This window comes from Amycolatopsis cihanbeyliensis, assembly GCF_006715045.1.
GTDB classification, from domain to species: Bacteria; Actinomycetota; Actinomycetes; order Mycobacteriales; family Pseudonocardiaceae; genus Amycolatopsis; species Amycolatopsis cihanbeyliensis.
The window spans coordinates 4,166,775-4,188,996 of record NZ_VFML01000001.1 but is presented as its reverse complement, the minus strand read 5'-3'; the positions used below and the strand labels follow the sequence as shown (position 1 = coordinate 4,188,996).

The 22,222-nt window shown below is 70.8% G+C and carries 23 protein-coding genes and 1 tRNA gene; 6 read left to right on the top strand and 18 right to left on the bottom strand.

From position 1 onward, the window contains the following. Nucleotides 1-45: 45 nt before the first annotated feature. The 4 genes from FB471_RS34185 to FB471_RS19015 form a co-directional block, all read right to left on the bottom strand. The gene (locus FB471_RS34185) at nucleotides 46-885 is read right to left on the bottom strand and encodes a hypothetical protein (protein ID WP_170220863.1); all 840 of its coding nucleotides are present in this window, start codon (nucleotides 883-885) and stop codon (nucleotides 46-48) included. Beyond that, nucleotides 872-1,411 carry a SigE family RNA polymerase sigma factor gene (locus FB471_RS19025; protein ID WP_141999787.1) on the bottom strand — a complete coding sequence of 180 codons (540 nt, stop codon included), beginning with the start codon at nucleotides 1,409-1,411 and terminating at the stop codon, nucleotides 872-874. Before FB471_RS19025 ends, FB471_RS34185 begins: the two co-directional genes overlap by 14 nt. 62 nt (nucleotides 1,412-1,473) lie before the next feature. Next, on the bottom strand, nucleotides 1,474-1,827 hold the full coding sequence (locus FB471_RS19020) for a DUF952 domain-containing protein (RefSeq protein WP_141999786.1): 354 nt from the start codon (nucleotides 1,825-1,827) through the stop codon (nucleotides 1,474-1,476). Further along, nucleotides 1,824-2,702: a DUF5926 family protein gene (locus tag FB471_RS19015; protein WP_141999785.1), complete on the bottom strand. Its 879-nt coding sequence runs from the start codon at nucleotides 2,700-2,702 to the stop codon at nucleotides 1,824-1,826. The genes FB471_RS19020 and FB471_RS19015 overlap by 4 nt, the downstream gene beginning before the upstream one ends. 118 nt (nucleotides 2,703-2,820) lie before the next feature. Here FB471_RS19015 and FB471_RS19010 point away from each other — a divergent pair, with 118 nt between their 5' ends. Further along, nucleotides 2,821-3,987, top strand: coding sequence for a cytochrome P450 (locus tag FB471_RS19010; RefSeq protein WP_141999784.1), 1,167 nt, complete (start codon nucleotides 2,821-2,823; stop codon nucleotides 3,985-3,987). 112 nt (nucleotides 3,988-4,099) lie between these two features. On the opposite strand, the gene FB471_RS19005 is transcribed toward FB471_RS19010, so the two are convergent. The 9 genes from FB471_RS19005 to FB471_RS18965 all read right to left on the bottom strand — a co-directional run bounded on the left by FB471_RS19005 (nucleotide 4,100) and on the right by FB471_RS18965 (nucleotide 13,131). Beyond that, entirely contained in the window at nucleotides 4,100-5,017 is a 918-nt protein-coding gene (locus FB471_RS19005) for a DUF4328 domain-containing protein (protein ID WP_211358065.1), read from the bottom strand. 5 nt (nucleotides 5,018-5,022) lie between these two features. Further along, the gene (locus FB471_RS19000) at nucleotides 5,023-5,373 is read right to left on the bottom strand and encodes a rhodanese-like domain-containing protein (RefSeq protein WP_170220862.1); all 351 of its coding nucleotides are present in this window, start codon (nucleotides 5,371-5,373) and stop codon (nucleotides 5,023-5,025) included. 66 nt (nucleotides 5,374-5,439) lie between these two features. Next, the gene (locus FB471_RS18995) at nucleotides 5,440-7,053 is read right to left on the bottom strand and encodes a solute symporter family protein (RefSeq protein WP_141995745.1); all 1,614 of its coding nucleotides are present in this window, start codon (nucleotides 7,051-7,053) and stop codon (nucleotides 5,440-5,442) included. Continuing rightward, entirely contained in the window at nucleotides 7,050-7,394 is a 345-nt protein-coding gene (locus FB471_RS18990) for a DUF485 domain-containing protein (protein ID WP_141999783.1), read from the bottom strand. Before FB471_RS18990 ends, FB471_RS18995 begins: the two co-directional genes overlap by 4 nt. A 146-nt stretch (nucleotides 7,395-7,540) precedes the next feature. Continuing rightward, nucleotides 7,541-9,313, bottom strand: a complete 1,773-nt coding sequence (locus tag FB471_RS18985) for a sodium/solute symporter (RefSeq protein ID WP_170220861.1) — start codon at nucleotides 9,311-9,313, stop codon at nucleotides 7,541-7,543. A 167-nt stretch (nucleotides 9,314-9,480) separates the two neighbouring features. After that, complete coding sequence (locus FB471_RS18980; protein WP_141999782.1) at nucleotides 9,481-10,029, bottom strand: hypothetical protein; 549 nt, start codon at nucleotides 10,027-10,029, stop codon at nucleotides 9,481-9,483. Nucleotides 10,030-10,035: 6 nt separating this feature from the next. Further along, a complete protein-coding gene (locus FB471_RS18975) occupies nucleotides 10,036-10,866 on the bottom strand; it encodes a LytR/AlgR family response regulator transcription factor (protein WP_142002135.1) in 831 nt (276 codons plus the stop codon). A gap of 63 nt (nucleotides 10,867-10,929) precedes the next feature. Then, nucleotides 10,930-11,769, bottom strand: a complete 840-nt coding sequence (locus FB471_RS18970) for a S49 family peptidase (protein WP_141999781.1) — start codon at nucleotides 11,767-11,769, stop codon at nucleotides 10,930-10,932. 30 nt (nucleotides 11,770-11,799) lie between these two features. Beyond that, nucleotides 11,800-13,131 carry a sensor histidine kinase gene (locus tag FB471_RS18965; RefSeq protein WP_142002133.1) on the bottom strand — a complete coding sequence of 444 codons (1,332 nt, stop codon included), beginning with the start codon at nucleotides 13,129-13,131 and terminating at the stop codon, nucleotides 11,800-11,802. Nucleotides 13,132-13,265: 134 nt separating this feature from the next. On the opposite strand from FB471_RS18965, the gene FB471_RS18960 reads away from it, so the two are divergent. Further along, a complete protein-coding gene (locus FB471_RS18960) occupies nucleotides 13,266-14,387 on the top strand; it encodes a serine hydrolase domain-containing protein (RefSeq protein ID WP_141999780.1) in 1,122 nt (373 codons plus the stop codon). Between the two features lie 3 nt (nucleotides 14,388-14,390). Here FB471_RS18960 and FB471_RS18955 read toward each other — a convergent pair whose 3' ends face one another. The 3 genes from FB471_RS18955 to FB471_RS18945 all read right to left on the bottom strand — a co-directional run bounded on the left by FB471_RS18955 (nucleotide 14,391) and on the right by FB471_RS18945 (nucleotide 17,399). Then, complete coding sequence (locus tag FB471_RS18955) at nucleotides 14,391-15,245, bottom strand: Fpg/Nei family DNA glycosylase (protein ID WP_141999779.1); 855 nt, start codon at nucleotides 15,243-15,245, stop codon at nucleotides 14,391-14,393. Nucleotides 15,246-15,249: 4 nt separating this feature from the next. Next, nucleotides 15,250-15,690 carry a DUF983 domain-containing protein gene (locus FB471_RS18950; protein WP_141999778.1) on the bottom strand — a complete coding sequence of 147 codons (441 nt, stop codon included), beginning with the start codon at nucleotides 15,688-15,690 and terminating at the stop codon, nucleotides 15,250-15,252. Between the two features lie 80 nt (nucleotides 15,691-15,770). Continuing rightward, the gene (locus FB471_RS18945) at nucleotides 15,771-17,399 is read right to left on the bottom strand and encodes a sigma-70 family RNA polymerase sigma factor (protein ID WP_141999777.1); all 1,629 of its coding nucleotides are present in this window, start codon (nucleotides 17,397-17,399) and stop codon (nucleotides 15,771-15,773) included. 183 nt (nucleotides 17,400-17,582) lie between these two features. Between FB471_RS18945 and FB471_RS18940 the strand changes: the two genes are divergently transcribed. Beyond that, nucleotides 17,583-17,658 (top strand) — tRNA-Gly (locus tag FB471_RS18940). Nucleotides 17,659-18,044: 386 nt separating this feature from the next. On the opposite strand, the gene FB471_RS18935 is transcribed toward FB471_RS18940, so the two are convergent. Both FB471_RS18935 and msrA read right to left on the bottom strand, forming a co-directional pair. Then, complete coding sequence (locus FB471_RS18935; protein WP_141999776.1) at nucleotides 18,045-18,524, bottom strand: hypothetical protein; 480 nt, start codon at nucleotides 18,522-18,524, stop codon at nucleotides 18,045-18,047. 60 nt (nucleotides 18,525-18,584) lie between these two features. Beyond that, nucleotides 18,585-19,253, bottom strand: a complete 669-nt coding sequence (gene msrA, locus FB471_RS18930) for a peptide-methionine (S)-S-oxide reductase MsrA (RefSeq protein WP_141999775.1) — start codon at nucleotides 19,251-19,253, stop codon at nucleotides 18,585-18,587. 132 nt (nucleotides 19,254-19,385) lie between these two features. Between msrA and FB471_RS18925 the strand changes: the two genes are divergently transcribed. The 3 genes from FB471_RS18925 to FB471_RS18920 are packed head-to-tail and all read left to right on the top strand — an operon-like array spanning nucleotide 19,386 to nucleotide 22,194. Beyond that, nucleotides 19,386-20,021 (top strand): hypothetical protein, encoded by a 636-nt coding sequence (locus tag FB471_RS18925; RefSeq protein WP_141999774.1) that lies wholly within the window; start codon nucleotides 19,386-19,388, stop codon nucleotides 20,019-20,021. 2 nt (nucleotides 20,022-20,023) lie between these two features. Continuing rightward, a complete protein-coding gene (locus FB471_RS34180) occupies nucleotides 20,024-21,055 on the top strand; it encodes a hypothetical protein (protein ID WP_211358064.1) in 1,032 nt (343 codons plus the stop codon). Beyond that, nucleotides 21,052-22,194, top strand: a complete 1,143-nt coding sequence (locus FB471_RS18920; RefSeq protein WP_170220859.1) for an acyltransferase family protein — start codon at nucleotides 21,052-21,054, stop codon at nucleotides 22,192-22,194. The genes FB471_RS34180 and FB471_RS18920 overlap by 4 nt, the downstream gene beginning before the upstream one ends. The last annotated feature ends 28 nt before the right edge of the window (nucleotides 22,195-22,222 follow it).

Sequence of the window (22,222 nt, the reverse complement as noted above, 5' to 3'; positions counted from 1 at the left end):
TCTGCCCGAACCCCGAACCCCGAAGCCCTGTGCCGGGAGCGTGAGTCAGGAGCGCCCGGCACAGGGCTGCGGCTGTGCCTCCAGCGCGAGACGGGACACCACCCGCTTGTCCGGGTCCACGCCGATCCGGTAGACCGCGCCCTCCCCGGCGGGCGCCGAGTAGCTGCCCTGGTCCCCGGACAGCGCGGGATAGGTGTCCCGCACCTCGGCCAGGGTGGATCCTTCGCCGATCCCCTCCGGGGTCCGCACCGGACCCCCGGGGTACAGCCCGACCAGGCCGCTGCTCGCCGAGATGCGTAGCCGCGAGGCCGCGCGGCCCTCATCGGTGAAGCCGTACAGCGTGCAGCCCTCGGCCTCCGCCCGCACGCTCTCGCCCAGCCGGCCGGTGGCCTCCGCCTCGCCGGTGGACATGCCGAGCTTGAACACGCCGTAGCCGTCCGGGCCGAGCACGGTGCCGGCAACCGTCGAGCCCTCGAATCGTGGGGAGGCTCCGGTCGCGGCCGGGGGCGTCTCCGCGGGCGGTGACGAGCTGCGGGAGCGCTGCCCACCGGTGGTTTCCTCGGACGTGCGCGCGGCGGTCGAGGTCACGGTGGGCGCGGGCGGGGGCGCCGGCTCCTCGATCGCGAGGCTGGTGGACTCGTCCGTGGTGGCGGGGGCGGCGGCGTTGCGGGTCGGGGACTCGCCACCGAGCAGCAGGGTGCCCGTGGCCAGCAGCGCCACGGCGAGAGTGCCGCCGCCGCTGGTCAGCAGTACCCGGCGCCGGCGCACGCGCCGCGCGCCCGCGAGGATCGCTTGCTCGGCATCCGCGCGTGGCCGCAGGCCGAGCCGCTCATCGGCGAACAGCCTGCGTAGCTCCTCGTCGAGCTCCTCGTCAGTCGAACTCACTTTCCCTCCCCTTGCGCGCTGTATCCCCAGCGGCCGGTGGCTCTTCCTCGGCCTGCAGCTTCGTGCGCAACGAGGCAATCGCCTTACTTGCCTGGCTCTTCACGGTGCCCTGGCTGACACCGAGGGACTCCGCGATCTCCGCCTCGGACAGTTCTTCGTAGTAACGCAGCACGATGACCGCACGTTGCCTCGGCGGGAGGGTGCGTAATGCCTGCCACAACGGTTCGTGCTCGAACGGGTCGGCCGGGGTGAACGACTGCGACTCGGGCAGCTCCGCGACCAGGTTCTCCTTGCGCACCCGGCGCCACCTGCTGATATGCGCGTTGGCCATGGAGCGCCGGATGTAGGCGAGCGGGTCACCGGTCTTGCGCTGGACGTGTGTCCAGCGGGAACCGATCTTTTCCAGCACGGTCTGCACCAGGTCGGCGGCGTCGTGCGGATTGCCGGTCAGCGCATGGCCGTACCGCAGCAGTCCGGGCAGGCTGGCTTCCACGAACTCGCCGAAGTCCGTGAACTCGCCAGGCACCACCGTTCCCCTCTCTGCCCTTCTCGGTCGAGAATCTACCTGCGGTGTTACCGCAAGCGGACTCAGACCGCCCAGCGGGTGACGGCTTCGGGCGGGCGGAACCGGCCGTCCGGTCCCGGCGGGAACTCGTGCACGGCGCGCACCGCGGCCCGCGGGATCGGGCCGTAGACGTGCGGGAACCAGGGATCGCCCGGCGCGGGCGGGTCGCCCGGCTCCCAGCGCACCGGCAACCCGTGCGGGTCGACCTCGAGCACCACCAGGTCGGTGCGCCCGGCGAACAGCCGGTTCGCAGGCAGGTGCACGGTCCCCCGGTCGGAGCAGTGGATGAAGCCGACCTCGTCCAGCGAGGCCGCCCGGTACTCGCCGCCGGGCGGCACCGCGGCCCAGTCGGCGGCCGGGCAGATGTGCAGGATCATCGCAGAGTGAGCTGCCTGCCGAGCAGCCCGTCCCTGGCGCGCCGCTCGGTGGCGTTCAGCGGCTCGTCCTCCAACGAGGCCAGCGCCGCGTCCAGCCGGGAGCCGAGCTGCTCGGCTGGCTCGGCCCACTCCCGCGCGTGCGCCTCGGCGTCGAGGTCCCACACCGGCACCAGCAGGCCGTGCGCGCGGAACGACCCTGCGTAGCGGGTACCCTCGCCGAGCCCGATCTCGCCGTTCGCGGACAGCCGGGCCAGCGCCTGCAGCAGCCGGCCCTCCGGTTCCGGCCGCACCCAGCGCAGGTGCGCCTTGTCCCCGGCGTCCACCCAGTACAGCCCGTTCCCGAGCCGTTCGGTCGGCATGATCGCCGCGTTGGCCCGCTCGAGGGACAGCGCGACGTCCCCGGTTGCCTCGGTGTCCTCCGGCAGCCACCAGGAGAAGTCCTGGTGCAGCTCGACCTCCAGCTGCGCGCCGGCGACCAGGAGGTCCTGCAGCCGCTCACCATCGGCCGGTTCGCCGGTGGTGTCCGGTGCGCTGAGCACGTCGCCGGTCTCCGCCCGCAGCGCCCAGCGCAGCGAGCGACCGAGGTCCCTGCTGATGTCCGAGGAACGGGTCTGCACCTGCATACCGACGAAGACCTCGCCGTCGTTGCGGACGAACGCGGCCGCGGCCATCGGCAGCACGGTCCCCATCGTGACAGTCCTATCCGGACTGTCGATAAGGGACAGACGGGCGGTCGCGGACGGCACGAACTCGCGCAGCGCGATCAGCTCGGGCTCCGCGGCAAGACCCTCGAACGGCTGCGCCACGAAGACGTCGCGCACCTTCTTCTGCTTGCGGTCGGCCTTCGGCCCCTTTTTGCGGGCGCCCTTACCCATATCGCCTCCTCGTTCCTGGTCCGGCAGACGCTACCCAACCCCGGCCGGCGCGAGGTCCGGCGGGTGCGGGCATCACGGGCTCCTTCCCCTGAAACCCGGCCGATTCTATGGTTGTCGGGTGTTCGATCCTGGTGACCCGGCGTTTCTCGCCGATCCGTATCCCAGCTTCTCCGCCTTGCGGCGGGAGGGCGAGGTGCACTGGCACGCCGGCCTCGGCCTGGCGGTGACGGTCTCCCACGCCGCCGCCTCGGCGGTACTGCGGCACCGCGGGCTGGGCCGGATCTGGACCGACGCGCGGCCTGCCGAGCGGTTCGCCTCGTTCAACCTGCTGCATCGCAACTCCCTGCTGGAGAGCGAACCTCCCGCGCACACCCGCCTGCGCAGGCTGGTGTCCGGGGCGTTCCAGCGCGGGCATGTCGAGCGGCTGCGCCCGCGGGTCGAGGAACTCGCGGCCGGCATGGTGGAGCGGCTGGCCGCGCGGATCGCCGAGGACGGCTCCGCCGACCTGCTCGACCATCTCGCGGCCCCGCTGCCGGTCGAGGTGATCGCCGAGTTGCTGGACATTCCTCCCGCCGACCGGCGGCGGCTGGTGCCCTGGTCGAGCGCGATCGTGAAGATGTACGAGTACGGCGTTCCCCAGGCCCGGCGGGACGCCGCCGAGCGGGCGGCCACGGAGTTCGCTGGCTACCTGCGGGAGCTCGCCGCGCACCGGGCGACGAACCCGGGGTCGGACCTGATCAGCCACCTGGTGGCCGCCGAGCTGACCTCGGACGAGGTGGTGGCCACCGCGGTACTCCTGCTGATGGCGGGACACGAGGCGACGGTGAACGTGCTCGGCAACGGGGTGCACGCCCTGCTGCGGCACCGCCGCCAGTGGGACCGGCTGGTCGCCGACCCCACGCTGGCCGGCACGGCCGTCGAGGAGCTGATCCGGTTCGACTCGCCGCTGCAGCTGTTCGAGCGGACCGCCACCACGGAGGTGGAGATCGCAGGCTACCGGGTGGCCGAGGGCGAGAAGATCGCCGCGTTGCTCGGTGCGGCCGCACACGACCCCGCCGCGTTCACCGAGCCGCACGTACTGGACATCACCCGCACCCCGAACCCGCACCTGGGTTTCGGCGGCGGCATCCACTACTGCGTCGGCGCCCCGCTGGCCAGGGTGGAGATCGCCGCGGCGCTGGGGGCACTGGTCCGGCGGCTGCCCACGCTGCGGCCGGCGGGCACCCCGCGGCGGCGCCCGGAGTTCGTCATCCGCGGGCTGCGCACCTTCCCGGTGACCACCTGAGCGGCCATCTCGCGTACGGGAACGGCAAACTCACGCGCGTGGGCGGCAAACTCACGCGCGTCGGGAGCAAACACGCGCGCGTGGGGCGCAAACACGCCGGGTGAGCTGGGGATCAGCGGGTGGCGGTCGCGGGGCGTTCGGGCCGCTCCGGGTCGGGGGCGCCGGTCACCTTCAGCACCCGCCACGGGCGCGATCCGGTCACCGACTCCTCGATCGGGGCGAGCAGCAGGGTGAGCCTGCGCACCAGGAACGCGGTCAGCACGGCGAGCGTCGCGGCGGCGAGATCCAGCAGCGCGTTCAGCACCACGCCGTCGGCCTGCGCCTGCACGCCATCCCGGAATCGCCAGGCCACGGTGATCGCCAGCAGCAGGCCGTTGGCCACGAGCGCGGCCCACCAGCACAGCACCAGCCGCGAGGGGCGGGGGCGCATGGTTGCCGGCCTGCGCAGCACGGCATGCTCCAGTTCGGCCACGATCGGGCCGGCCAGCGCCAGGTTCGGCCCTGGCACCAGGGTGCCCAGCACCACCTGCCACGCCGGGCGGGGCGGGTCCTCGCCCACCTCCTCCGCGGCGGCCGCCCGCGCCACGAACAGCCACCAGGCCGCGGCGGCGATCGCGAACAGCGCCATCACGAAGGTCAGCAGGGAACCGGCGAGCACGAGGGCGTCGGAGGTACCGACCACCTCGGCGCTCAAGGCCACGTCCCTGCTGATCAGCAGCAGCACATACCGCCAGACCTCCGCGCCCGCGGTGATCAGCGCCAGCCCTGCGACGGTCCACAGCACCGTGGTCGCGTTCCTGGCCAGCAACCGCAGCCGCTGCAGCGGGTGCGGTACGCCCGACGGCGTACCCGGCACGGCGGTGGGTGCCCGCCAGGTGAGGTTCGGGAAGCCCCAGCGCGGCACCGCGGGGTACGCGGGCGGTCCGGTGTACGGCCCCGCCGGGACAGCGCGGCGGCGCGGCACTACCCCGGGTGGCACGCTGGCGACCCAGCGCACCCTGGGTCGCTGCGGTGGCTGGCCGGGGTACATGGCGGTTACAGCACCTCGGGAGCGGCGCCCTCGTGCTCGCCCACCAGCGGGCGCCCCTCGGTGTGCCAGGACTTCATGCCGCCGGCCACGTTCACCGCGTCCCAACCGGACGCGTTCAACCAGGCGGCCGCCTGCGCGGAGCGGCCACCGGTACGGCAGACCACATAGACCGGCCGGTCGTCCGGGAAGCGGGCGAGCTCGTCCACCCGTGCGGGCAGGTCGCCGAGCGGGATGTGCACGGCCCCCGGCGCGTGGCCGGCCGACCACTCGTCGTGCTCGCGCACGTCGAGCAGCGTGCACCCGTCCGTGGGCAGGTCGGCGACGGACGCGGTCGGTACGTCGGCAAAGTTCACCACGCTCCCATCGTCGCATGGCTCGCCGTTGGACGCGTGTGAGTGCCCGCACCACCGGGCCCGGACGTTCTAGTGCTGTGTTGCTTTTTCGGCGTGGGCTCCGGTGAGGGAGCGGACTTCCATTTCGGCGTGTTTGGGGTGGTTGTGTTGTTCGTGGGAGAGGAGGGTGGCGGCCCAGCCGAGGAGGAAGGAGGTGGGGATGGAGATGAGGCCGGGGTTGGAGAGGGGGAACCAGGCGATGTCGATGGTGGTGATCATGGAGGTGGGGGTGCCGGTGACGGCGGGGGAGAAGAGGATGAGCAGGATGCTGGTGGTGAGGCCGCCGTAGATGCTGGCGAGGGCGCCGGTGGTGTTGAAGCGTTTCCAGAAGAGGCTGTAGAGGATGGTGGGGAGGTTGGCGGAGGCGGCGACGGCGAAGGCGAGGGCGACGAGGAAGGCGACGTTTTGGTTTTTGGCGCCGATGCCGCCGAGGATGGCGAGGGTGCCGATGACGAGGGCGGTGATGCGGGCGACGCGGACTTCGGTGTGTTTGGAGTCGACGTGGCCTTTTTTGATGACGTTTGCGTAGACGTCGTGGGCGAAGCTGGCGGAGGCGGTGATGGTGAGGCCGGCGACGACGGCGAGGATGGTGGCGAAGGCGACGGCGGCGATGAAGCCCAGGAGGAGGGGGCCGCCGAGTTCGAGGGCGAGGAGGGGGGCGGCGGCGTTGGCGCCGCCGGGGGCGGCGGCGATGGTGTCGGGGCCGACGAGGGCGGCGGCGCCGTAGCCGAGGATGAGGCTGAAGAGGTAGAACAGGCCGATCCAGGTGATGGCCCAGACTACGGAGCGGCGGGCGTCGCGGGCGGTGGGGACGGTGTAGAAGCGCATGAGGACGTGGGGGAGGCCGGCGGTGCCGAGGACGAGGGCGAGGGCGAGGGAGAGGAAGTCGATTTTGCTGGTGTCGGTGGCGCCGTATTTGGCGCCGGGGCCCAGGAGGCTGGCGCCGTCGGTGCCGGCGCGGTCGACGGCGGCGCCGAGCAGGGTGGAGAGGTTGAGGTCGTAGCGGCTCAGGACCCAGAAGGTCATGAGGGCGGCGCCGGTGATGAGGAGGGCGGCTTTGATGATCTGGACCCAGGTGGTGCCTTTCATGCCGCCGACCAGCACGTAGATGATCATGATGATGCCGACGACGGCGATCACGAGGGATTGGCCTGTTTCTCCGGAGATGCCCAGCAGGAGGGAGACCAGGATGCCGGCGCCGGCCATCTGGGCCAGCAGGTAGAAGAAGGACACGGCGAGGGTGGAGGTGGCCGCGGCGGCGCGGACGGGGCGTTGCCGCATGCGGAAGGCCAGCACGTCGCCCATGGTGAACTTGCCGGTGTTGCGCATGAGTTCGGCCACCAGCAGCAGCGCCACCAGCCAGGCCACCAGGAACCCGATGGAGTAGAGGAACCCGTCGTAGCCGGTCAGGGCGATGGCGCCGGTGATGCCGAGGAAGGAGGCTGCGGAGAGGTAGTCCCCGGCGATGGCGGTGCCGTTCTGCGGGCCGGTGAAGCTGCGGCCGGCGGCGTAGTAGTCCGAGGCGGTGCGGGTGTTGCGGGAGGCCCGGAACACCACCACCAGGGTCACCACCACGAACACCGCGAAAATGCTGATGTTCAGGGCCGGGTTACCGCCCTGCACACCCTGCGCCAGCACACTCATCGGGCATCCCCCTCGATCTCACCGCGGAGCCGGTCCGCGATCGGGTCCAGCCGGCGGTTGGCGTACCACACGTACAACCCCGTGATCACGAACGTGGACACGAACTGCAACAACCCGAAAATCAACCCGATATTGATATTCCCCCACACCGGCCTCGACATGAAACCCGGCGCGTAATCCGCAAGCAACACATACAACAAATACCACACCAAAAAGAAACCCGTCATCGGAAAAACAAAGCTTCGCAACCGTTTACGCAACCGCCTGAAATCAGCACTTTCCTGCACCCTCGTCCAGTCCGACTCCGGCCGGGTACCGCTCTCGTGCTCGGGCTGTGCCACCTGACCCCTCCTTGGCAACCGTGCTCTACCGCCACGCCTGATGATGCCCGCTTCAGCCCAACTCGCACTTAATCTGTTCGAGTGATACGAGTGACCGAGAGTGCGCGTCCCCTCGTGCGCAATCCCCGGAAAGTTGACTACCCGAGTTATTTCCGGTGACGTCCGCGACCCATTCGCGCCTTCTCCTCGGCGCGGCCGAACCGGGCCACGGCGCGGTCCCGCATGAAACCGAGCGGATCAGGGGCGTGCAGCCGCAGCATTACCGCGTTCAAATCGTCCGGGGTGCGGTCGCGGGTTCCCAGGCTGATCACAATGGTACTGAGGAACGCGGCGGGAACGGTGATCAGCGCCGGCTGCTCCACGAACCATGGCGCCCATTCCCCGGTGTAGCGGCTGACGATATTGGACACCAGCGCCGTCAGCACCAGGAAGCCGCCGACGGCCATCCCGGCGGTCGCCCCGACCCAGGTGAGCCTGCGCCACCAGATGCCCAGCACCAGCAGCGGGCAGAAGGTGGAGGCGGCCAGCGCGAAGGACATCCCGATACTCAGCGAGAGATCCTCCGTGCGCAGGAGCACCGCCAGCAGCATCGGCACCAGCGCGACCAGCGCCGTGGCCACCCTGAAATCCCGCACCCGGCCGGGCAACACGTCGGTGGACAGCACCCCGGCCACGCTGACCAGCAGGCCGGATGAGGTGGAGAGGAAGGCGGCGAAGGCACCGGCCGCGGTCACCGCGCCGATGATCTGCCCGGCGATCCCGGGCAGCATGGCCGAGGGCAGCAGGAGCACCGCGGCGTCCGTCTTGCCGGTGACCAGCAGTTCGGGGACGTACATTCGGGACAGTGCGCCGAGCATGACCGGGAACAGGTAGAACAACCCGAGCAGCAGCAGCACGTGCACGGTGGTGCGCCGGGCCGCCTTGCCGTCCGGGTTGGTGTAGAAGCGCACCAGCACGTGTGGCAGCCCCATGGTGCCCAGGAAGGTCGCGAAGATCAGCGAGTACGTACCGAGCAGTCCCTCGGCCCCACCGGAACCCGCCTGCAACCAGGTGGAGTTCCGCGCCGGTGCCCCGCTGACCACCGGGACGGAGGCCCCGGCAGGGAAGATCAATGTGGCGCCTTCCTCGACCTGGTACTCGGTACCGGGGATCCACACCACCTCGGCATCGTCCTGATGGGACACCCGCAGCGGGGTGGGCTCACCGACCTCCAGCAGTACATCGGTCTCGATGGACACCGAGGTCTCCTGCTCGAACATCGGTGGGGAGACCGACCCGAGCGAGCCCGCCGTGCCACCCGCCGCCCCGCTGAAGAACACCACGCACAGCACGAAGGTGGGCGCGGCGATGGCGAACAGCTTCAGCCAGTACTGGAAGGCCTGCACGATGGTGATCGCGCGCATCCCACCGGCGATCACGTTGAACGCGACGACGAAGGTCACCGCGACCGCCCCGACCCAGGCCGGGGCGGGCATGATCGAGGTGAGGGCCAGCCCGGCGCCCTGCAACTGCGGGACCATGTAGAGGATGCCGATGAAGGCCACAAAGGCGGTAGAGAACTTGCGCAGCTGGGTGGAGCCGAGCCTGGCCTCGAGGAAGTCCGGCAGGGTGTAGGCACCGGAGCGGCGCAGCGGGGCGGCGACGAACAGCATCAGCGCGAGGTAGCCCGCGGTGAACCCGATCGGGAACCACAGCGCGTCGGCGCCGTCCTTGAGCACGATGCCCGCGACCCCGAGGAACGAGGCCGCGGAGAGATACTCCCCGGAGATCGCCGCGGCATTGCGCCGGGACCGTACCGTGCGCCGGGCGACCAGGAAGTCGTGCGTGCTGTGCGCGAACCGGGACGAGCGGTGTCCTAGATAGAAGGTCAGCGCGGCAACCAGCACCACACCGGCCAGTGCCCACGGATTCGACTGCACGGATGGATCCTCGCACCCCGAGAGGGTTATTCAGAACCGACCCAGCGACCGCGGGCCGCCAGGCCCGTGCGAGCGGTCGGTGCTGTGGGCTCTGTTGGTGAGGGAACACGGCATCTGAATAACCCGATTCATTCGGTCAGACACAGAACGGGGGTATGGCTCGGTGGTTAGCTCTCGATCATGTCGACGAAGTCTCGTTCGTGCCGCTCGGCCAGGCGGTTGTACCACAGGCCGACCCCGAACAGCAGCGGGAACGGCGCGATCCCGAGCAGCAGCCACGGCAGCGGGACACCGATCACCGAGATGCCGGAAAGGGTGGGTACCAGGTAGAAGACCAGCGGCATCGCGCCGAGCACCAGCAGCACCAGCAGGGCGAGCAGCAGCCCGGTGCGCAACTGCGCCTTCATCAGATCCTTGATCAGCAGCTCGCCCCAGCTCGTCTGCTCCTCGAGCTCCACCCTGGCGCGCAGGGTGTGCGACTCCTGGCGGGGATCGGCGAGCACGACCCGCTTGCGCCGGACCTTCTGCTGCTCCGGTTCGGCCGCGTGCGCGGGCTGCTTACCCGCGCGGTGCGCGCCCTGGCTCTGGTCGGGGTTCGACTCCGGGGGTACCGGCTCCACCTCGGCCCCGCCCGCCCTGCGTCGGACGCTCCTGCCCAGCGTGGGATCCGGCTGCCGAACGCCGTCCGTACGCGCGTAGAAGTCGTCCTCGGGCATCGCGGCCTACCCGTTACGCGGGGCGCCGACCAGCCTGTCCTTGAGCTCCCGAGTGTGGCGCCTGCTGACCGGCAGCACCTTCTCCTCGTTGCCGATGACCACCTGGTAGCCGCCCTGTCCCATGCGGAGCTCGGTGATCAACGGGAGCGCGACCAGGAAGGAACGGTGGATCCGGACGAAACCGGCCTTTCCCCAGCGTTCCTCCAGTTGCGCGAGCGGGATACGGACCAGGTGACTGCCCTCGGTGGTGTACAGCCGGGCGTAGTCGCCCTGCGCCTCCACCCAGCGTACCGAGGACCGGGGGATCAACTTGGTGGTACCGGCCAGCTCGACCGGGATCACCTCGTCGTCGGTCTTGACCGACTGCTCCCCCCGCTCCAGCTCGGGGGCGGGCGCGGTCTGCATCTTCTCCAGCACCCGCAGCACGGCCTTGTCCAACCGGTCCTGCCGGCACGGCTTGAGCACGTAGTCCACCGCACCGAGCTCGAAGGCGTTCACCGCCTCCTCCGCGTGACCGGTGACGAACACCAGCACGGGGGCCGCGTTCAGCGAGGCGAACACCCGGGACATCTCCATCCCGGACAGGCCCGGCATGTTCAGGTCCGCGAACACGGCGTCGATCGGTGGCAGGCCGCGGTCCCGCCGCATCCGGACCTGCTCGTCCTCGGAACCGAGCACGCGCAGTGCCTCCGAAGCGTCGACCGCGGTGAAGACCCGGTCCACATGCGGGTTCGACTGCAGGCAGTGGACCAGGTTGTCGAGTCCGTGCGGCTCGTCGTCCACTGCGAGGACGAGCAGCCTTCGGGTGTCTTCCTGAGCACTCACAGTGACAGTTATCCTGCCGTTTGTCGCTCCCGATGTCCACACCGGAAGCGGGCCAGTTTCCTTGCTCCGTTCGGGTCATACCCCGAACCGCGACCACAGCAACCGGTGCTCGACGGCGTCGACCAGCCCGGCCGCGGGCGCCCCGAGCCCGAGCCGCGCCAGCAGGGGCTTCTTCGGCTCGGCGACAACGATCGCCGCGTCAGGATAACGTCGCGCCAGCACTTCGCGCAGGTTGCCGACCTCGTCCACCAGCCCGAGCTCGGCCGCCTTACTGCCCAGCCAGACATCCCCGGTGAACAGGTCCTCCGCCGCCGACAGCCGGTCGCCGCGACGCTGCCGAACCCAGTCCACGAACTGCTCGTGTAGCTGGGTCTGTAGCTTGTGCAGCCATTCCAGGTCCTCGTCCCGCTCCGGGCTGAACGGGTCCAGCCTTGCCTTGTTCTCCCCCGCCGTGTGCAGCCTGCGCTCGATGCCGAACCGCTCGAGCAGGCCGGGGAAGCCGAACCCGCCGCTGACCACCCCGATCGAGCCGACCAGCGAGGTGCGGTGCGCGTAGATCTCGTCGGCGGCGCAGGCCAGCCAGTAACCGCCGGAGGCCGCCACGTCCTCGGCGAAGGCAAGCACCGGCACGTTCTTCTTCTCCGCGAGCTGCCGGATCCGCTCGGCGACCAGCCCCGACTGGGTGGGCGCGCCACCGGGCGAGTTGACCTGCAGGGCGACGGCACGCAGCTTGTCGTGCTCGAACGCCCTGGTCAGCGCCGATTCCAGGGCGGAGAGATTGATCGCTCCCCTGGCCAGCGGTGAGGGATGCGGGGTGATCACCCCGTTCAGCTTGAGCACGGCCACTACCTCGCCGCGATCACGCTGCTCGCCGATCTTCGGAATACGGGAAATCAGCTTGTCTGGCACGCTCATCTTCCCACCCTACGTGTGGTCCACCCGGAGTCACCGGGGGCGAGCGGTGCCGTTCGGCGCGGTCCTGCCCCGCGGGTGCACCCCCGGCCTGCCGCCTTCCGCCCGGTCACCGCGCTCCTCCTGCGCCGGGACGTCCGCCTGCGCGGAGGACGAGGAGAAGTTGTGCAGGGTCGGCCGCACCCCGGGGGCGAACTTGGGCACCCGCATGGTGACCTTCATGCCCGCGCCGGGCGCGGTCTCCACCATCAGCGCGTACTCGGTGCCGAACACCTGGCGCATCCGCCGGTTGATCCCGGTCAGGCCGATATGCGCGCTGCTGCGCGAGTCCCGCATCCCGTCCAGCAGCGCGTGATCCATGCCGACGCCGTCGTCCTCCACGCTGATCATCGCCTCGGCGCCGTGGTCCTGCGCGGTGACGGTGACCGTGCCGCCGCCCGGCTTGTTCGCCAGCCCGTGCTGCACGGCGTTCTCCACCAGCGGCTGGATCAGCAGGAAGGGCACCACCACGGAGAGCACCTCGGGTGCGATCTTCAGCCGCACGTTCAGCCGCTCGCCGTAGCGCGCGCCCTCGATGGTCAGGTACCGATCGATGTTGCGTAGCTCGTCGGACAGCGTGGTGAACATGCCCTCGGTACGGAAGCAGTACCGGGTGAAGTCCGCGAACTCCTGCAGCATCTCGCGGGCCTCCTCCGGGTCCGTCCGGATCAGCGAGGAGATCGTGTTCAGCGCGTTGTAGACGAAGTGCGGGGAGATCTGCGCGCGCAGCGCCTTGATCTCGGCCTGCTGGAGCTGGTGCTTGGTCTCCTCCAGCTTCGCGGCCTCGAACTGGGTGCAGACGAACTGGGCGACCGCGTCGGCCATCTGCACCAGCCGCTTGCCCTTGGTCCGGCCCACCACGATCAGCGCCGACTCGGTCCGGTCCTCCACGATCAACGGGACGATCACCGCGGTCCGCATCCGGCAGGTGCCCCGGTGGTTGCACGGCATCTTGTCGTGCGCGACCACCTCGCGGCGGTGCCTGCGGATGGTCACCCCGATGGCGTCGACCAGGTCGACGTAGTGGTCGTTGGCCTCACCGTCCCAGGACAGCAGCGTGCCCTCCCGGTCGGTGATCCCCACCGCGACGCATTTGAGCAGCTCGAGCAGCCTGCTGGTGATCCGGTCCGCGGCCACCTGGTCGAGGCCTTCGCGCAGGTCAGGGGTGGCTCGGGAGAGCAGGTAGACGGCTTCCAGCACAGCGTCCTCGATCACTCCCCGCGGCTTGCGGCTGCGGACCAGCAGGAACACCACGGCGGCGACCAGCAGCGCGTTGAACCCCCAGACGAGGATTTGCGCGACAGGCAGATCGGACACGCCGTCAATGCTCTGCGCTACGCGCGCCAGGTGCAAGGTCACGTGCACAGGTTTACCGGCACCGCGGGATGGGGCCGCCCCCACCCCGGACTCACCCGGTGGCCGCATGGCTCCCGCGGAGCCGCCCGCGAAGGCTGGCGGGTATGAGATCACGCCGAGCCGTCCCCGCCATCGCCCTCGCCGCACTGCTCGGTGCGAGTACGCCTGCCGTGGCGGACCAGCGTGCGGATCCGCTGCGCGAGTCGGTCGACGGGCTGGTCCGGGCGGGGTTTCCCGGGGTGGTGGCGTATGCCAGGGACGGCGCGCGGGAACGGCGGCTCAGCGCCGGTGTGGCGGACACCGCCACCGGGGAACCGGCGACCGGGTGGCACCGGTTCCGGATCGCCAGGAACACCAAGGCGTTCACCGCTACCGTGCTGCTCCGACTCGTCGGTGAGGGCGAACTGTCGCTTGTAGACACCGTGGCCGAGTTGCTGCCGGGGGTGCTGCGCGGCGATGGGTACCGGCCCGAGCTGATCACGCCGCGGCGGCTGCTGGACCACACCAGCGGGTACGACCCCGCCGACACCCCGGAGTTCTTCGCGCCGTACCTGGAGCGCGGGGACCGCGCGCACGTGATCCCGCCACGCGAGGTGGTGCGCAGGGCAGGCGCGCACGGTCCCGCCTTCGCCCCCGGCGAGCGGACCGGCTACTCCAACACCAACTACCTGCTGGCCGGGATGATCATCGAACGGATCACCGGGCGCAGTGTGGTAACCGAGATCCGCGAGCGGATCCTGCGGCCGCTCGGGTTGCACCGCACCACGTTCCCGATCAACGATCCGCGGATCGCCGGGCCACACCTGCACGGTTACGACCTCGCCGGCACGGACCTCACTGTGTTCAGCCCCTCCTACGACTGGACAGCGGGCACGATGATTTCCACTGTGGACGATCTGGCCCGGTTCCAGCGCGCCCTGCTCACCGGCGAGTTGCTGGCACCGGAGCAGCGGCGGCGGTTGCTGGGCTCCGTAGGCGACGGCTACGGGCTGGGCCTGGAGCGGGTGGAGCTGCCGTGTGGCGGGGAGACATCGGTGGCCGCCATCGGCGGTACCGGCGGCGGGCCCGGCTACTCCAGCGTCGCGCTGACCACCGAGGACGGGCGGCGGCAGCTCGTGCTCGCGGCCACCGTGTTCGACCGGGCCGCGGACCTTTCGCACGAACCCGGGCGGCGGCCGTGGCCGGTCGCGCCGATGGCGCCCGTACTCGCCGCCCTGTGCGGGTAGCGACTACTTCAGCAGCTTGGACATCCGGCGGTCGGCCAGCGGCTTACCGCCGGTCTGGCAGGTCGCGCAGTACTGGAAAGCCTTGTCCGCGAAGGAGATCTCCCGGACGCTGTCACCGCAGACCGGGCAGGGCAGCCCGGTCCTGCCGTGCACCCGCAGGCCGGAGCGCTTCTCCCCCTTCAGCCGGGCGGCGTCCTGGCCCACCGAGCGGTCGGTGGCGTCGGTGAGCACGGTGTGCACGGCCTCGGCCAGCCGGTCCAGCGCCTCCGCGGGCAGCTTGGCCGGGTTCGCGTACGGTGACAGCCGCGCGAGGTGCAGGATCTCGTCGGAGTAGGCGTTGCCGATCCCGGCGATGATCGATTGGTCGGTCAGCGCGTTCTTCAGCCGGGTGGTGCGCCCGGCCAGCGCCTGCTCGAGACCCGCCCGGTCCAGTTCCAGCGCGTCCGGGCCGAGCCGGGCGATGCTGGAGACCTCGGCGGGATCGCGCACGATCCACACGGCGAGCCCCTTCTTCGTGCCGGCCTCGGTCAGGTCGAACCCCGGCCCACCGAGATGCACCCGCAGCGCCAGCGGTCCCCTGCCCTGCTTGGGCGGCACCGGGGAGAGCGTGTCGGACCAGCGCAGCCAGCCCGCGCGGGCCAGATGCACCACCAGGTGCAGCTCGGTGCCGACACCGATGTCCAGATGCTTGCCGTGCCTGCCCGCGGCGGTCACCTCGAGTCCGTGCAAGGCGGTCCACTGTGGATCGAAGGTCTTCAGCACGCTCAGCGAGGCGACATCCACCCTGGTCACCGTGCGGCCGACCGCGTGCTCGCGCAGGTGGTACGCGAGGGCTTCGACTTCAGGCAGTTCGGGCATCGCGCTACTCGACCGGGTGCAGCGGACCGTCGAAGTCCGGGAGGTCCTGTCGCTGGATGCTCTTGGCGATCCTGGCCATCTCACCGCGCACCGCGAACATGCCGCGGACGGTCCCGACCCACCGCTCGGAGGGGCGCTCGCCGCTGGCATCGCCCTCGGTCTCCGCGACCACGGTCCACGGCCTGCGCAGCATCCAGCGCAACGGGAAGAACAGCGCGAGCACCAGCAGGGCCAGCGGGATCCAGCTGGGCACCAGTACGTCCTCGGGCATCCACACGATCAGCACCAGCGCCAGCGCCACGGTCACCAGCAGCATCGCGATACCCGGACCGTAGCTGGCCGCCTCGTCGTGCTCGAAGTCGTCGGCCGTGGCCGGCTTGCGCCACTCCATCTGGGCCCGGACCACCCATTCCCGGCCATCAGAACCCCGTGTCAGCCGGGTCATCTTCTCCTCCTGGTGCGCCACGTCCGAGCCGGTCCAACGGTACCGGGAGCACTACCGCGGGCGCGAGGGCAGAACAGGCGCTACCCGGACGAGCCAAGGCAACGGCTGACGTGCTTACGCTCGGTAACCGAACCGCGGATGATCGTCGCGGTGTAGGTGTAGCAGGTCATGGTCCCGGTGGCGGTCCTCGTCCTGGTCCGGGGCTGGCGGTCCGGGGTCTTCCGCGGCTTGTGCGTCAGCTCGGACCCGGGCCGCGCCGGGGTACTCCGCGTTCCGTTCGGTTGCCCCGCCGTCGAGCTCGGCTGCTCACTGGTGGTGTTGCCGCTGGTGTCCAGCACCGTGCTGACGTCGACCGGCCCCTCATCACCGATGTCGGACCGCGGGTCGACACCGTCGTCCCCGCCGTCCGCACCGTCCTCGACCTCGCCTGCCGGCCGCTGTCCGTGCTCCGGCTCCAGCTCGGCGTTCGGCAACGCGTCGTGCTCGCGCGTCTCGCCGGGAATCTCGGTGCCTCGCGCGGGTGTGTACTCGTGCGCCTGCTCCTGGGCCGAAGCCCTTCCGCCGGCATCCAGGTGATCGGGGGCCGGGGCGTCGCCGCCGGCGCTGGTGCGCGGCGGCTGGGTGCGGGTCGGCGACGAGGTCGGCTGCGCGATACGCAGCTCCGCGCCACCGCCCGGCAGCCCGACGAGCTGGGTGGCGGTGTCCGGATCGAGCCCGGGGCCCACCGTGACGCCGAGGGCGCCGGCGGCCGCGGTGGAGGCGAGTGCCACGCCGACCTTGACCTTGGTCCCGAGGGCCGCGGCCAGCCCGCCCGTACCGCCCGCGGCCGCGGTACCGACCCCGCCGGCGCTCGCGGCCACCGCCGAACCGGCCGCGCTCGCCGCGCCGGCTCCGGCCCCGGAGCCGGCGAAGGTCAGCGCGGAGGCGGGTACCAGCAGGGCGACCAGGCCGGCATGCGCGCGCAGCGAGGAGCAGACGTCCCGCAACTCGGCGTGGGTGGAGCGGCAGGAGGAGCAGACGATCAGGTGCGCCCGGACCTTGCGTGCCTCGGCGCCGGTGACGCTGCCCGCGGTGTAGCCACCGAGCTTCTCCATCACCGTGCGGCAACCATCCGAGCTGCGGTGCACCGCGAGATGCGCTTGCAGGTACGCCGCGCGCAGGCCGAGCCGGGCGCGGCGGGCCAGCGCAGCCGTGGCGTTCGCGCTCAGCCCGAAGTGCGGGGCCACCACGGCAGGCTGCTCGCCCTCGACCTCGGTCTGCCACAGCACCGAGCGCCAGCGCTCGGGCAGGCTGGTGAAGGCTCTGGTGATCAGGGTGTGCTCGGCGGAGCGGGACTGCGAGTCGGTGCCCGCACCCGCCCTGGTGGTGAGCTCGTCATCGGTGACCGGCACGTCCTTGCGGGCGCCGTGCCACTCCCAGGACACCCTGCGGGCGACGGTGAGCAGGTAGGCCCGCACGTTGTCCCGCGGCCCGGAACCTCTACGCAGCGCCTGCAGGACCCGGAAGAAGGTTTCCGCGGTGATGTCCTCCGCCTCGGACCGGTCCGCGGCCAGGCCCAGCGCGAGCCGTCGCACGGCGGCCGCGTGGGACTCGAAGAGCTCGCCGAACGCTGCGTCCTCGCCGTCCCGGAGCCGCTGCAGGAGCTCCGCCTCGGCGCTCGGCTCGCCTTCCGCGACCACCTGGCGCGGCACCATCACCTGCTCGCTCATCCCAGCCAGGCACCCCCTTCGGGCAGTAACCCTTTCGGTTGAATGTTGACACCATACGGAGCGCAGCAGGTGGCGTCACCCCCTGTGCGCCAGGAGTAACCGAAAGCCCACCGTCCGGGTGGCTCGCAAGCCGCCCAACGGTCAGGTATAGACTGTGCCCCACACCGGTTGCACGGTGCCAGTGCGGACGTAGCGCAGTTGGTAGCGCATCACCTTGCCAAGGTGAGGGTCGCGGGTTCGAGTCCCGTCGTCCGCTCCAGCCGGATCTCGCCCGAGCGAGACCCGTCCCATATGTCCCGAAGTGCCGTATTTCCCGGAGCAAAAATCCCCCGCCCGGGCGAGGGCCCGGAATGTTGCGATCAGCGCAACTCACGCTGCTGTCTCCGCCCGAGTGATCCTGCTCCATCCGGACCACATCCTGATCCGAAGTGGCGAAGATCACCGCGTGCCGATTGGGCCGGTCGGTGGTCTACACCATTGCGGGAATGATTGACACTCGGTTATGACCCATACAGCAGGAGTAGTCATGTTCCGCGAGCGAGACCCGACCCGGGCTGCCGCCACGAACCCGAGCTGATCTGTATGCCCCTGCCGTGACGGCCACCTCGCCGGCGCCACACCGCGTGGCGGGGTGGTCCTCACGGGTCAGCGTTCGCCGTCGCGCCAGATGTCCGGCAACATCCTGGTGGTCTCGTCGAGTACCGCCACGGCCGCGGACTGGGTCACCCTGGCCTCGTCCAGCGACTGGTCAAGCTGCGGGTCGTACCCGGTCATCCCGGTCTCCTTCTGGACGACCACGGCGAGGGCGTAGACATCCTCGACGATCCGGGCGGCAGCCTCCCCGCGATGCCAGTACGGCACGGTGAGGGCCACCTCCCCCTCGGCGAAGCTCAGCTGGACGCCGCTCGGGCCGTGCGACAGCTCCCGGTAGTCCTCGGCGAGGTGCTCGTCCAGTTCGCCGAGCAGTTCGCGGGCCTGCGGGACGACCCGGTCCCAGGCCTCGGCCAGCTCGGTGGGTAGCTGGCCCTCCGCCTCGTCGTCCCCATCCATGACCTCGACGGCCTCGACCGCCTCGGCCAGCGACTGCCCCGGCTCCCGGTGGAGAAACAGCAGGTCGTAACTCACCCGCGGAAGGGTAAACCCCGACCCGCCCCGTCCGGTGCCCTGAAGGCCACTTTCCGGATGTCAGATTCGAGGCTTGCCGGTGGCGAGACCCGCGGGGCAGGTCACGCCGGTTCCGCCGAGGCCGCAGTAACCGCCGGGGACCTTGTACAGGTACTGCTGGTGGTAGTCCTCGGCGTAGTAGAACTCGCCGAGCGGAGCGATCTCGGTGGTGATCTCGCCGTGGCCCGCGGCGCGCAGTGCGGCCTGGAACGACTCCCGCGACGACTCCGCATCGGCACACTGGGCCTCGCCGGTGTAGTAGACCGCCGAGCGGTACTGCGTGCCGACGTCGTTGCCCTGCCGCATCCCCTGCGTCGGGTCGTGCCCCTCCCAGAACACCTTGAGCAGTGCCGGGTAGCTCACCTGCGCCGGGTCGAACACGACCAGCACCGCCTCGGTGTGCCCGGTCCGCCCGGTGCACACCTCCTCGTAGGTCGGGTTCGGGGTGTGCCCGCCCGCGTAGCCGACCGCGGTCGAGTGGACCCCGGCCGTCTGCCAGAACAGCCGCTCGGCTCCCCAGAAGCAGCCCATCCCGAACACGGCCGTGGTCATTCCCTCCGGGAACGGCGGCTTGATCCGCCGGTCCGGGTGCACGGCGTGGTACTCCGGCGCCGGGATCGGCGTCGAACGACCGGGGAGCGCGTCTTCGGCGGTCACGGCACGCGTCTTGTCTCGACCGAACAAGGACATACCTCAACTGTACGCACGAACGCCCGCCACCGGAGACGAACGAGCACGGTCGGACCCGCTCGGTGAGCACCCGGGGACTCACCCGATCGAGCAACCTAGAATGCCACGGCCGGACAAACGGGAGGAGTGGACGTGGTGGCACGGGGGCGCGCGCCGGTGCGTACCGTGCTGATCGTCGTGGCGTTGCTGGTCCCGCCGTCCGTGGCCTGGGCGGCGTGGGGCAGTGGGGCGAACCCGAACCGGCCGGACATCCCGACGGCCGAGGCGGAGCCGTCGGCCCGCAGGCCGGGGTCGCTCCCGACGCCACTGGTGCAGCCACCGGGCGACATCCAGATCGAGCGGGATCTGCCGTTCAGCAGGCTCGCGCCGCTGAAGTTGTTCGCGCCCACCGAGTTGAACGCCATGCGCAACACCGGGGTGGCGCATGTCGACATCATCATGACCATGCACGAGGACATCCGGTTCTACGTGTACTGGTTGCTGCTGGCCGACGGCGCCGAGCCGGCGGCCACCCTGCACGCCCTGGACGACATCTACGCGGGTGGCGGGCACGAACCGGTCGAACCCACGCCGCCGGGGGTCCTGGCACGGCGCAGCCCGGAGCAGGCGGACCTCCCGCACACCACCTACCACGCCCACTACGTCCGCGGGCGGAGCGTGCTGCGGGTCGACGCGATCGGCGACCCGGGCACGGCCGTCGGGGACACGTACCTCCCACTGCTGCGCGAGCAGGTCGCCACCTTCCCGCCGGGGGAACCGTCATGGTGAGCGTGGGCAGGACGGAACCGGCCTCACCCGCCATGGTGCTGCTCCGCGCGGGCGCCGCGGTGCTCATCCTCCACGGGTACCTGGTGGGCCTCTGGCCCGAGCAGCACGGCCGGTCGACCGTCCTGCTGGACGCGGTGCGCGAATGGCTGGCCCGGCCACTCGGCCTCGGCGAGGACTTCGGCCCGCTCGGGCTGCTGCTCCTGCTGCTGGCCAGCGGGTACGGCGCGGCGGCAGGCTACTCCTTCCGGCCGCTGTACCCGCTGGTTCCCCTGGCGACGCTGGGGGCGTTCGCGCTGGCCGGGGCGGGGGCGTGGAGCGCGCCCACCGGCGCGCGACCGGCGGCGATCGACCTGCTCGGCAATATGACCTTGGTCAGCCACCTGGTGCCCGGCGCGACGGTACTCCTGCCGCTGGCTTGGGTGGCCCTGCTGGCACTCGTCGGTCGGGCGGCGGCGCGGGCGATGTCCTGGTTGCCCCGGCGCCTGCACTGGCTGGGCTACCTGGCCCAACTCGTCGTGCCGCTGAACCTGGTGGCGCTCAGCACCCTGAGCGAGGGCGCGCAACAGGCCGCCGCCGTGCTGGCGTTCTATCCCGCCGTCGTCGGGGGGCAGCTGATCCATGCCGCCCGGACCGGCACCCTCGCCGTGCCGGCGGCAGCGGGCCTCGGCATCGCGGGCTACGCGACGATCGCACTCGCGGACGGCCTCGTGCCCTCCTTCGCCGGCTGGTGGTACCCGGTCGCGGCGATGTACGCGGGGCTCACCGCCACCGTGACGGTGGTGTTCACCGGTGAGACGGCGAGCAGGGTCGCCGGCAGCCTGCCGGTGCGGTGGGCCGCGTCCCGGGTATGGGGCCTGCTGCTGTGGTGCGGGGTGATCGGCCACCCGCTGACCGGCTGGCTCCGGCCGTACCTGCCGTTGACGGCCGCGCTCGCCGTGGCCGTACTGGGCACGGCCCTGGTGACCGAGCTCGCGCACCGGGTGCTCGCGGTCATCACCGCAGCATCGCGGCGCCGCACGAGGGAGCCGGTATGACCCGAACCGCTGCTCGGACCGAGTCCGCCACACGAACCGGCCAGGGCACCGTGCGCGGCGCGCACTACATGCACGGCCTGGACGCGCTCCGGGTGATCTGCTCGTTCACCGTGGTGTACACGCACGTGGCCGGCTGGGCCCGGATGCACGGAACCGAGTTCTGGCTCGCCGAGCTCGTCGAGGGCGGTGTGGTGGGGCCGCTCCACCTGAGCAGCCTGCTCGGTTTTGTCGGTGTCGGGTCCTTCCTGCTGGTGAGCGGCGTCGTGGTGACCCATGTCGGGTTCGGCGAGCGTCCCGGGCAGTTCCTCGCCCGGCGCGCGGTCCGGCTGTTCCCCGCGTTCTGGATCGCGATCCTGGTCGGCTGGCTGCTGATCCACGTCGGTGTGCTGGTCCGGCCCCGGCCGGTGACCGGTGAGGACCTGTGGCTGAACCTGGCACTGCTCAACTTCACCGTGCCCGGCGCGATCGACGTGGACGGAGTGACCTGGACGCTGACCGTGCAGGTGGTGTTCTACGCCTTCGTCGCGGCGACGATGTTCCTGCTGCGGGGTCGCCCGTGGTTACCGCCCGCGATCGGGGCCGCGCTGGTGTCGGTGCTGCTGTCCTTCACCAACACCCAGGACACCACCGCGCTGGTGCATCTGCGCACCATCGCCACCTTCCTCCCGGTGCTCTTCATCGGCCAGTTGGTCATGCTGACCAGGCGAAAGGAAATCTCGCCTCCGCTCGGCATCGTGCTCGGCGCCGTGCACTTCCTGCTGGCCGTCCGGGCGGCCGCCACCTGGCCGGACACACCGAACGGCGAGGCCTACCCGCGCACGCTGCTCATCCTCGTCCTGATCCTGCTGTTGTGCTCACGCGCGAGCGGCCGGCTGGTGCGCTCGCGCTGGGTGCGCACGATCGCCGACCGCACCTACGCCATCTACCTGTTGCACTTCCCCCTCGTGCTGGGCACGCTGAACCTGCTGGCCGAACCGATCGGGTTCCTGCCCGCGTTGCTGATCGGACTGCTCGTGCTCGCGGGCGCGGTCGAGCTCCTGTACCGGTACGTGGAGCGACCCGTGGCGTCCGCGTACCGCCGCTGGGAGCGCACCCGCAGCCGACGCAGCGCGCGGACCGATCACGGCGTGAGCGGATAATCTGTCTCGGGCAGAACGGGTGGAGTGC

Coding starts and splice junctions, on each gene's coding strand:
- FB471_RS18980 (WP_141999782.1), bottom strand. CDS start 10,029: ATGCCCGAGGACGACTTCTACGCGCGTACGGACGGCGTTCGGCAGCCG.
- msrA (WP_141999775.1), bottom strand. CDS start 19,253: ATGTCCTTGTTCGGTCGAGACAAGACGCGTGCCGTGACCGCCGAAGAC.
- FB471_RS18995 (WP_141995745.1), bottom strand. CDS start 7,053: ATGAGTGTGCTGGCGCAGGGTGTGCAGGGCGGTAACCCGGCCCTGAAC.
- FB471_RS18920 (WP_170220859.1), top strand. CDS start 21,052: ATGACCCGAACCGCTGCTCGGACCGAGTCCGCCACACGAACCGGCCAG.
- FB471_RS19005 (WP_211358065.1), bottom strand. CDS start 5,017: ATGTACCCCGGCCAGCCACCGCAGCGACCCAGGGTGCGCTGGGTCGCC.
- FB471_RS18960 (WP_141999780.1), top strand. CDS start 13,266: ATGAGATCACGCCGAGCCGTCCCCGCCATCGCCCTCGCCGCACTGCTC.
- FB471_RS19015 (WP_141999785.1), bottom strand. CDS start 2,702: ATGGGTAAGGGCGCCCGCAAAAAGGGGCCGAAGGCCGACCGCAAGCAG.
- FB471_RS18945 (WP_141999777.1), bottom strand. CDS start 17,399: ATGAGCGAGCAGGTGATGGTGCCGCGCCAGGTGGTCGCGGAAGGCGAG.
- FB471_RS18970 (WP_141999781.1), bottom strand. CDS start 11,769: ATGAGCGTGCCAGACAAGCTGATTTCCCGTATTCCGAAGATCGGCGAG.
- FB471_RS18950 (WP_141999778.1), bottom strand. CDS start 15,690: ATGACCCGGCTGACACGGGGTTCTGATGGCCGGGAATGGGTGGTCCGG.
- FB471_RS19020 (WP_141999786.1), bottom strand. CDS start 1,827: ATGATCCTGCACATCTGCCCGGCCGCCGACTGGGCCGCGGTGCCGCCC.
- FB471_RS18955 (WP_141999779.1), bottom strand. CDS start 15,245: ATGCCCGAACTGCCTGAAGTCGAAGCCCTCGCGTACCACCTGCGCGAG.